We start from the raw sequence: 9683 nt of genomic DNA on the forward strand, positions 1-9683 counted from the left end.
TACAGCTATACACCTATACTAGCTGGTGATGCGCCCCCTCCCCTTCTTCACGAACAGGTCGTCCAGCGCCTCGCCTAGCAGGCTTTGAACGGTCGTCCCTTCCTCGGCCGCGATGATACGAAGCTGGGTGCTGACCTCCGGGGGGAAATGCCCGCCAATCAGCTTGGTCCCCTGTCGGCCGCTCGCCGGGGCCTTGCGGGACGCGTCTGCCGGCTCGATCGCCGGCGCTGGGGTCGGGGCCGCGTCTCCATCCGCCTTGGCGCGGTTCAGCACCGCTTGCAGACTATTTCCGCCCTTCGCCATCACGCTGCCTTCGCCTGATTGTATAGGCGTATATCTGTATACTCGTATAGCCGCCGGACTTCGTCGGCCGCTGGCCCATGCGGCTCGAACTCCTGCACGGCCTGGCCTGCGGCTTGGGCGCGGAAAAAGGCTTTGCGGTTGCCGATCGTCACCGGGCAAACCGTCGCGCCCAGCTCCGCCACGGCCTGAATCGCATCGCCGGTTTCCTGACCTTGTGGGGGCACGAAGGTAAGGACCACGGCAAAGGCGCGGTCGAGCTGGCGCACAACGTCGAGCGTGTGCGTCATGCTCATGGTGTCGAATACGGCCGTCTTGGTCGGGATCAGGATGAAATCGGCTTGGCGCGCTGCCTCATAGGCCACGTCGCGCGCGACCGCCGCCCCGTCGATCACGACAAGATCGGTGCCGGCATCCTCGCAGGCTTTGAGCATGGCGGGCAGGCGCACCGGCTGAATCGACGCCACGGCGGGCGTGTCGAGCTGGCGCACGTCTTTCCAGAACGAGGCCGTCGCCTGCGGGTCCAGGTCGATGATCGCAGCGACCTTGCCGGCCTGCTCGGCCGCGACCGCCAGACAGGTGGCGAGCGTCGTTTTCCCGACGCCCCCTTTCTGTGAGAGAATGGCGAGAACCTTCATGCTACACTCCTACACGTATAGTCCTATACTTGTATACGCGGTGAACCGAGAGGGAAAGCCCTATCGTCGCTGAAATGACGATAGGGCGGCGCTGAATCTGAACTGACGAAAGCGCGGCGCATCATTCCTCCGGCTCGGCCTCGTCATCGTCCAGCGGCTCATGCTGCATCTGGCCGTGATCCTCGATCGGGCAAAGCGGCGCTCCGGCCAGCTCCAACCATTTGCGCGCGGTCCTGACGGTATAGCCGCACGTCGCGCACTCGCATTTGAGCATCCGGGTTTTCTGCTTCTTGGGCGCGGTCGACTCTCCATCCGTATCAAGGCGGGCATGGGGGAGGGGGCCGACGCTCTCCAAGATCGGCGCGATGGCCGCAAGGAACGCCTCGCCGGGGGTGGTGGCGCGCATCGGCCCGACTAGGCCCAGCCCAAGGGCGGCCCGTCGTCTAATCGCAGCTCATAGCGCAAGTCCTTTCTGATCTTTTTGCGTCGTATGCCGGGAGCACGGTCGTCTTCGCGGTCGATATGGTGTCGCCGCATGATGGGTCTCCACGGAGCGGACCTTCCAGTGTTTAAAGCGCACATGCTGAAGGGGAGCTTCGGCAATGCAACGGGTCGCTCGGAATGGTCCAACTCACGTCCTGGCAGGGACGCCTCGGGGTGCTCGGATCAGCGTGATCGAGCCGGTGAGGATATCAGGCGGCGGCAGTCCGATTGAACAACTCGCCGGATTTCAACATGGCGTGCATGATGACCGCCAACTTGCGGGCGACGGCGACGGCCGCGCGTTTGAAGCCGAGCTTCTCGCGAAGCTTGAGCCCCCATGTCCGCAGATCGCTGTCGGCGTATGTCCGCGTCAGGATCACTGTCGCCGCCTCATAGAGCACGGCTCGCAGATTTCCGTCGCCTCGTCGCGAGATGTGGCCGTCATAATCGACCTCGCCCGACTGGTATCGGCGGGTTGTAAGGCCGATCCAGGCACCAACCGAGCGCGACTTGGCAAAGTTCGTCGGATCTTCAATGGCGGTGGTGAAGGTGGTTGCCGTCACAACGCCGACGCCGGGGATCGACATCAGAAGCTGGCATGCCTGGCTATGACGGGCCGCCGCCGTGAGTTGGCGACCGAGCTCGGCCGCTTTCGTGCGCATGGCGCGCCACGCTTCCAGGATCGGGATGATGATGCGGGCCAGGGCGTCCTCGCCTTCGAGCAGCCGATGAACATTCTTCTCGAACACGCCGCCCTGGCCGCGAGGTACGACCAGACCGAACGTCTTCATGAGACCGCGTATCTGGTTGGAAAGGTCAGTCGTCACGCGGACCAGCTTGCTGCGCCCCGCCACCAGCGTGCGCATTAGCATGCTGTCATAGCCCTTCACCCGCACTTCGCGGAAGAAGCCGACTTCGGCAAGATGGGCCAGGCCATCAGCGTCATTTGCATCCGTCTTGTTCGGAGCCATGTCGAGGGCGGCCTTCGCATGCCGCGCGTCGATGCAGATCGCCGGCACGCCATGCCCGGTCAGCTCATGATAGAACCACACCGACAGCGGCCCGGTCTCGAACACAACGCGCTCGGCATCGGGCGCGCGCTTGCGGATCAGCTCCGCCAGCAGCGCCGGGTCCGACAGGCACTTGCCGCGCCAGATACGCTTGCCCGCTCGCCGGATGGAAACGGCCGTCTCTTTCAATGACACATCAAGACCGATATACTCACCCATGGTTGTTCTCCGTTCGATGCCTGGGCCCGGCGCCAGTCGTGAGCCCGTTTGTCCATCCTATCGGGGAACAACCACCTGTCTCCTGTCAGGCCATAAATCCTGAGCCTCCGGGTGACTCGCTCCCGCGATTACCCCATGTTTAAACGCCTTCCCATGCCCTGCCGGGATGCCGACTGCGGCATGGACCAGCTCATGCGCGAGGATGGCCGCGATCTGCGCCGGCATGGCGTCGGGCGCGTGCGCCAGGTCGGGCCGGATGAAGATTTCAAAATGGCCGTCCGCGCTCAAGCGATTATCCCAGCACTCGCCGATCGCCTTGGCCTTCGCGCCTCTGCTGGTGAAGCCGATCGCCACGCGCACGCGGTCGGGCAGGGGGGCGTCCAGCGCCTCGAACAGCGGAGCCATGCCCTGCGCCACCGCATTGAGCCAGCTTTCACGGGTTTGGTGGGTCATCGTCCTTACTCCCTTCAAATCGCCTGTCCGGCGATGGCCATGCCATCGGCCGGAACACGGACGCCCAAGAACGCCGGCGGGAGAGGGGGGCAGCGGGATTCGATGGGGGTGGAGCGGCCGCAGCGCAGCGAGGCACGGCCCCGTCTAATCCCGTTGCGGGGGAGAGAAGGCCGGGACCGGCTTTCCCCCACAAGGCAGACGACGCGCCGGCGAACGCCGGCACCTTGGCTAGCGAGATCCGCTTGCGATCTCGCCCCCGCCATGTGGGTCGTCACCTTGGGCCAAGACCGCTTGCGGGCTTGGGGAGCGCAGCGAGTAGGGCCACGGTGCCGCGCAGCGGCAGGCGCAAATCCCAGCCTCCGAACGCCCAAGGCGAAGGAGCTTGAATTAATGTCTCCGTTTTGATACACCCAGCCTCATGAAGCCGGTAGAGTGGTTGGGAAGTAGCAAGGCCGATGTTCGCGCCTTCCCCGAAGATGCGCGAACAGATGCCGGTTGGCAGCTTGAGCTTGTCCAACGCGGCGACGATCCCGACGACTGGAAGCCCATGAAAACCGTGGGGCAAGGCGTTCGGGAAATTCGCATCCGGGAAGCGTCGGGCGCGTTCCGGGTGATCTATCTGGCGACGTTGGAAGACCGGGTTCTGGTGCTTCATGCGTTCCAGAAAAAGACGCAGGCAACGGCAAAGAAAGACCTCGAACTCGCGGCGCAAAGGTTGAAACGATGGAAGGCGGAGCAATGACATCGGAAATCTATGAGAACGTGTGGGACGCGCTCGCTGATACCGAGCAGGAGGCCGCGAACCTGAAACTGCGCTCGTCCTTGCTGTATGAAATCCGCAAGGTGGTGCAGGGCTGGAATGTCTCACAGGACGAAGCGGGCAAGCGGCTTGGGCTGACACGGCCCCGGACCAATGATCTGCTGCGCGGCAAGCTGGCCAAGTTCTCCCTGGATGCGCTCGTCAACATTGCAGCGTCGGCCCATCTGCACGTCGAGTTGACGCTGAAAGAAGCGGCCTGAGCGACGGGCAAAATGGCAGGCCATCGCCCGTTTCGCGATCTTGTGGCTGATCGCATGAAGGATTGGAGTCCAGAGCGCCGCGCCCAGTATGAGGCGCGCAAGGCGCAGTTCGAGGCCGAAATGGCGGCGACGGCCGAGCTGACCGGCCAAGCCGCGACGCGCGCGGCGATCGAGGAACTGGAAGCGGGGAAGGGGGCACGCTTCCCCAGCGTCGATGCGCTTATGACGGATTTGCATGATGGCGATTGATCGGCCGCGCAAAGGGGAAACGGCTGCGGAGTTTTTCAGGCGGCGTTCCAAAGGCTCCACATTGGATGGTCTTGACCGCATCTTGGCCAAGGTGCCCGATCGGCCTCCCGAACCCGGCGACGAATTGCCCGAAGGCTGGACGCCCGATCGGCTCCGGGACAACCGGCTATGAGGGCGATTTTCATCCGCCACGGCCAAAGCACCGGCAACGCCGGCGTGCCCTGCGATGATCTCGGCGCGATCGAGCTGACGGAGCTGGGCCAGGAACAGGCGCGCGAAGTCGCGGCGAGCTGGACGCAAGCGCCCGCGCTCATCGTCACGTCGCCCTATACGCGCACCCGGCAGACGGCCGCGCCGACGATCGCGCGCTTTCCCGGCGTGCCGGTCGAAGTGTGGCCGATCGAAGAGTTCACCTATCTGCAACCGGCGCGCTGGAACGGCACGCGCAGCGCGGAGCGGATGCCGCACCTCGAACGCTATTGGAGCGCGGCCGATCCTGATTATTGCGACGGGGAAGGGGCGGAGAGCTTCGCCACCCTGCTACGGCGCTGCGAGGCCGCGCTGGCGCGGCTCGCCGCCATGCCGGCTGCATCGCTGGTCTATGTGTTCGGGCATGGGCAGTTCATCCAGGCCGCGCGCGCGATCGTCGCTGACGCCCATCTGGACGAACGGGCCAAGATGCGGGCGTTCTGGCGCAAGGGCGAGCCGCCCGCGATCGCCAACGCGCAGCGGGTAGGATTTCATTGGGAAGGTGGCCGCTGGTCCTGTGCGCCGGCGCTGGCCGGCACGGCCTAAAACTGCGCGGAAAGCCGGGGCCACAAAGCCTGAAAATCTGCTTGCAGCGTCGCCCAGCTCGCGGAGTCCAGAAACTCGCCCTGGTCGTTATCTTCAAGCCGGTGATATTGCATGACGGCCGCCTCGGCTTCGGCCTGGTGCGCCGCAAGCCATGCCTCCATCTCGCGCACGATCTCATGCTGTTCCGGCCTCAACAGCTTCGGATTGACGTAGGTTCGCACAACGAAATTCGTCGGGGTGGGGTAAAAGACGGTGTGATTCCGCATACAATATTGGGTCCGTCCCCGCAAAGGGGCGGAATGCGACATAGGAATTCTGGCAAGGTATTGAGTTGCTGATAAATTCCCTCATTTTCATTCCCCCATTTACGGCCTGGTTTCAGAGGCCCTGTTTCAGGGGGAGGATACCGAAGCTGTCTGCAAGCTTCTTGTCGGAGAAATCGTATTCGCCCAGCATGTTGATGTGCGCCCAGGATTGCGGCGAATGGGCCTTGATACTCTGCATCATTTCGGCGTGCGTTTCGGGATCGGCGGCGCGTAGCCTGGTTTCGAGATAGAGATAATTCCAGCAGATGATGGCGTTCTTGATCAGGCGGTTGCAGGCTTCGGCTACCTGCTGATCCTCCTGGACGGTAAAGATGAACTCACGCGGACTGCCGACGGCCACCGCTCGGGTAAACCGGTTGGCCAGTTCGACCTTGTTGAGCATGGCTTCGATATCCATTCGCAGTTCGACGCCATCGATGTAGCGCAGGATGAACAGGGTTTTGACGATGCGTCCGAAAGCTTTGAGGGCGGTGTAAAGACTGTTCTGCCTGGAATATGAATTGAGCCGCCGGAATATATCCGACGCCGTGGTTTCCTTGAGCCTGATGGTGACCATGAGCCGGAGAATTTCGTCCCAGTGGGTACGGATGATGTTTTCGTCAACATATTTGTCGGGTTGGACGGCCCAGTTCTTCCGATTTTCGTGCGTCATGGACCTGAAGCCATACAGGGTTTGATGCTTCAGGCCCTTGATCCTGGGGGCATAGGCAATGTCGATGAGATAGGTGGCGCCGAAGATCGCTTCGGAATAGCCATGGGTGTCCGTCGAATGGATCGTCGATTTCACCACGTCGTTGTGCATCAGACCGTCGATGACGTAGGCGCTGTCGCGTTCGGCGGCGCTGAAGACGGTGGAATACCAGAGCAAGATCTTGTCGCTGACATAGGTGTAGGCGCTGCTTCCCTGACCTTTCCCAAAATATTTGAAGGAATGGCTGGCATCGAGGCTATCGCCGGTTACCTCGAACTTCTGGCCGTCACTGGCCGTGTGGGTCTCACCGGCATGGCGCCGGTAGATTTCCGGGAGATCGAGGCTGTCCATGAGGGCGAGGATGCGATCGTTGGCAGCAACAAGATTTTCGCGGGAGAAGTGCCAGTTGACGGCGTGATCCAGAGCGTCCTCCTTGATCGCACCGGATATTCGGGCCATTTTCCGCAGGCCGATCCCGCATCCCAGGCCAATGACGCCGGCCAGGAGAACGGCGGTCGAAACCGGGCGGGCGTATTGCTGGCGCAGATGCGACAGGCTGTCGGCAAAACCGCTAGCGACGTTGACCGTGTTGAGGATCTCGGAGAGCGGCACATAGTGCCGTTGCGGAAAGAGCCTGGAAAGGGCAGTCGTCTCGATCTCCTCCTGCTTGGGCGTGTTGAGCTTGATGTGGCCGGCAGCCGCGACCGTCGCATGAAGGTTTCTGCCGTCTGCGATATTGCTGTTGGTGAGGAGAAACTGGTCGCTCAGGGCTTGCTTCAACGTCGCAAGCACGGCGTTCGGGTCCGAGAAACGCGCCATTCCGGCGCGTTCCAGTAATTGCTCACGATCGCGCTGCCAGCGCTCTGTCCCGATCAGATAGCTATCCAGGGGCTGATATCTGTGAGATTGGGGCAGGTTTACACCGCCGGCTTTGATCGCCCTGGCGACGTGCTGGAACAGCATGACCTTATAAAGCGACGGCCTGAATTCCGCGCCACTTCCCACGGCCTTGCGCTCGTCGGGATCGAGAAAGCCTGATGGCGCCGATCGCGTCACCTGGCCATCGGCCTTGCGGAAATGCACCAGCGCCGCCAGCAGCGGCTTGATATGTGTTTCCGTCTGGAAGGACAGAGACTTCATGACACCCGACACCTGGTTTTGCAGGCGTCGGGATCTGGCTTCAAGAATGTCGTAATAGCGGGCGTCCTCGTTCTGCGATACGCTCGCGTCATCCTTCATGTCTTTCAGAATGGCATCGGACAACACTGGCGCCGCATCGACCGGGAACAGCAAGAGATGCAGGCTCTGCAGCTTGTCAGCGTCTGTGAGGTCGTCGGCTTCGAACACACCGCGCAGGGTGGCCATGGCCGATTGGAAATGATCTTCGAAAGCCTGTATCTGGGCCCGGAGCTTTGCGGCCTGAGACTTTCTCTCGACATAGCACCAGTCCTTGAACTCGCGGCTTGCCGCAGTCTCGGTAGCCTTAACGGAGCTGAGTAGCGTGGCCACCAGATTGTCCTGCAGCGAGAAGTATTGATGGACGACGAAGGCGATGAGGTGAAGATAGCGGTCTGCCGGCTTTCGACGCCGCAGATCGTGGGGATCCGATTTCATGACGGCAAGCGCGTAATTGCGGGCGCTGCTTCGATCCCAACCCAGGGCCGTAATGACCGGTTCGAGCTTGTGAAACAGGTCGGAGAGCTCCGTGTGATTGGCCAGCCTGTCCTTGACCGAACGGGGACGAACGGATTGTGAATTCTGCTTGAGGGCCGCCAGACGGCTCCGCGCGATCCCGTCTGTTTCCTCACCATCACCCAGAAGCAGGTCGAGTTCCCGGCCGAGTGCCGGTGGCAGGTGGGCATCGACCAGAGCCATCTCGCGCGTTCTGGACCGCCCGATCGCCAACAGGATCAAATCCTGCAGGCGCCGGTAGCCCGGCAAGGCAATCCGATTTGTCAGCAGATGGTCGACGGCAGCCTGGAAGATAACCTTCGGTTTCTCGTGAGCCCTGACCTTCTGGTCGATCATGAGAGACAGATGCGCTTCACCATCGCCACCGAGCGTCCGGAAACCGGCCAGGCGCTCTATTATCCGCTCGTGGCGTTGACGTGTCCGGTCGGGATAGGCGGCGGGTGCAAACATTCCCGCGTCATGCCCCAGCCGACTGGAGACATGTGCAATGTCGTTGTCGTGGAATGTTTCGGGGGCAAAGCAGCGCCGGCCATGACGGAAGTAGCCGGCATTTAAACAGAACCCGACCTGGTGGGCTGGATCCCGCAGTCGCTCGATCTCTTTTTGAAAGCCGAGTGGCAAATCGAAGGCAGCCTTGCGCTGGGCAGCGTTCATCCGGGGCGGTGTGTCGAAAGCGTTCTGTTCGCCGGGCGAGAGAATTTGCATGCGTGGCATAAGCTGCGTCTCTTTTCGTTTTGGATAGGGTTTGCTATCCTTTATCTGTGAGACGGGATATGATACAAAATCGATCATGCTGGCGGGCTGTTTCGCCAGCGTCACACAAACGACCGTCTGTGAAACACTCATGAAGCTCGGATATGCGCGGATTTCCAAAGCAGACGGCTCGCAGACCCTCGACCTTCAGATGGATGCGCTCACGGCGGCCGATGTCACTCCCGACCACGTCTACAAGGACGAAGCGTCTGGAAAGCGGGATGATCGTCCGGGGCTGGAAGCCTGCCTGAAAGCGCTACGGCCAGGCGACACACTTTATATATGGAAGCTTGACCGGCTGGGACGCGATCTCAAGCATTTGGTCACGACCGTACGCAGTCTGTCTGAACGAGGCGTCGGGCTTTGCGTCCTCACCGGCCAGGGCGCCGATATAGACACCACCACATCAAGCGGCAAACTGATATTCGGGATATTCGCGGCACTGGCCGAGTTCGAGGGCGATCTCATTCGCGAACGCACAATGGCGGGTCTCGCCGCTGCCCGCGCACGCGGACGTAAAGGCGGCCGCCAATTCGAGCTGACCAAAAACCAGATCCGCCTGGCCCAGTCTGCGATGGCCAATCGCGACACGAATATCGCTGACCTATGCCGTGAACTCGGCATTAGCCGCGCGACGCTCTATCGCTACGTCGGACCGAACGGCCAGTTGCGCGATCATGCAAAGCGGGTCCTCAAAGTCGCGTCCGGCACTCCGAATGCCCTCAGTGCTTGACCGAAATTCCTATGTCGCGTTCGGTACTTTTGCGGGGATGGACCCAATATTTGTTGAAGGTCACATGGCCGCCTGAATTGTCGATCTTTGGTTCGGCCTGGAAGCGACCGAGTAGCAGGCCGCCGGCGAACGGTATGGCGAGCGGCGATCCGTTCGCCTGCCCCCCGGTCGCGCGCACGGCCAAGGCCGGCAGGATATAGGTTGTCGCCAGTCGCCGCGCGATCGAGCGCACCGCCGCGTCATGTTGGCCCCTGTGCATTATCAGGACACGGATTCACGGTAGCGGTTTGATGAGCAGCGGCATGAGGCCGTTGGCGTCGA

The 9683-nt window shown here is 61.8% G+C and carries 11 protein-coding genes and 2 pseudogenes; 5 read left to right on the forward strand and 8 right to left on the reverse strand.

All coding sequences use genetic code 11. From position 1 onward, the window contains the following. Positions 1-18 precede the first annotated feature (18 nt). The 5 genes and pseudogenes from AC58EF_RS26080 to AC58EF_RS26100 all read right to left on the reverse strand — a co-directional run. The gene (locus tag AC58EF_RS26080) at positions 19-303 is read right to left on the reverse strand and encodes a ribbon-helix-helix domain-containing protein (RefSeq protein WP_497279356.1); all 285 of its coding nucleotides are present in this window, start codon (positions 301-303) and stop codon (positions 19-21) included. Next, positions 303-938, reverse strand: coding sequence for a nucleotide-binding protein (locus tag AC58EF_RS26085; RefSeq protein WP_497279357.1), 636 nt, complete (start codon positions 936-938; stop codon positions 303-305). The genes AC58EF_RS26080 and AC58EF_RS26085 overlap by 1 nt, the downstream gene beginning before the upstream one ends. Positions 939-1059: 121 nt before the next feature. Continuing rightward, positions 1060-1380: pseudogene (locus AC58EF_RS26090) on the reverse strand (transcription elongation protein SprT); the annotation flags it as partial. Between the two features lie 250 nt (positions 1381-1630). Continuing rightward, entirely contained in the window at positions 1631-2650 is a 1020-nt protein-coding gene (locus tag AC58EF_RS26095) for an IS110 family RNA-guided transposase (protein ID WP_407036131.1), read from the reverse strand. A gap of 138 nt (positions 2651-2788) precedes the next feature. Next, positions 2789-3103, reverse strand: a pseudogene (locus AC58EF_RS26100) (transcription elongation protein SprT); the annotation flags it as partial. Between the two features lie 418 nt (positions 3104-3521). Between AC58EF_RS26100 and AC58EF_RS26105 the strand changes: the two are divergent. The 4 genes from AC58EF_RS26105 to AC58EF_RS26120 all read left to right on the forward strand — a co-directional run bounded on the left by AC58EF_RS26105 (position 3522) and on the right by AC58EF_RS26120 (position 5167). After that, positions 3522-3845 carry a type II toxin-antitoxin system RelE/ParE family toxin gene (locus tag AC58EF_RS26105; RefSeq protein WP_013038657.1) on the forward strand — a complete coding sequence of 108 codons (324 nt, stop codon included), beginning with the start codon at positions 3522-3524 and terminating at the stop codon, positions 3843-3845. Then, positions 3842-4123, forward strand: coding sequence for a helix-turn-helix domain-containing protein (locus tag AC58EF_RS26110; protein WP_013038658.1), 282 nt, complete (start codon positions 3842-3844; stop codon positions 4121-4123). Before AC58EF_RS26105 ends, AC58EF_RS26110 begins: the two co-directional genes overlap by 4 nt. A gap of 42 nt (positions 4124-4165) precedes the next feature. Further along, on the forward strand, positions 4166-4372 hold the full coding sequence (locus tag AC58EF_RS26115) for a hypothetical protein (protein ID WP_497279358.1): 207 nt from the start codon (positions 4166-4168) through the stop codon (positions 4370-4372). Between the two features lie 168 nt (positions 4373-4540). Then, positions 4541-5167: a histidine phosphatase family protein gene (locus AC58EF_RS26120; RefSeq protein WP_013038661.1), complete on the forward strand. Its 627-nt coding sequence runs from the start codon at positions 4541-4543 to the stop codon at positions 5165-5167. On the opposite strand, the gene AC58EF_RS26125 is transcribed toward AC58EF_RS26120, so the two are convergent. Further along, positions 5164-5433 carry a hypothetical protein gene (locus AC58EF_RS26125; protein ID WP_020818093.1) on the reverse strand — a complete coding sequence of 90 codons (270 nt, stop codon included), beginning with the start codon at positions 5431-5433 and terminating at the stop codon, positions 5164-5166. The two genes, AC58EF_RS26120 and AC58EF_RS26125, sit on opposite strands and share 4 nt — an antisense overlap. Before the next feature lie 112 nt (positions 5434-5545). Further along, entirely contained in the window at positions 5546-8722 is a 3177-nt protein-coding gene (locus AC58EF_RS26130) for a Tn3 family transposase (RefSeq protein WP_267253209.1), read from the reverse strand. Between AC58EF_RS26130 and AC58EF_RS26135 the strand changes: the two genes are divergently transcribed. Continuing rightward, positions 8721-9362, forward strand: a complete 642-nt coding sequence (locus AC58EF_RS26135) for a recombinase family protein (protein ID WP_087727265.1) — start codon at positions 8721-8723, stop codon at positions 9360-9362. The genes AC58EF_RS26130 and AC58EF_RS26135 overlap by 2 nt on opposite strands. On the opposite strand, the gene AC58EF_RS26140 is transcribed toward AC58EF_RS26135, so the two are convergent. Continuing rightward, positions 9352-9621, reverse strand: coding sequence for a hypothetical protein (locus AC58EF_RS26140; RefSeq protein ID WP_497279359.1), 270 nt, complete (start codon positions 9619-9621; stop codon positions 9352-9354). The genes AC58EF_RS26135 and AC58EF_RS26140 overlap by 11 nt on opposite strands. Positions 9622-9683: the final 62 nt, after the last annotated feature.

Source organism: Sphingobium sp. WR1, assembly GCF_059693745.1.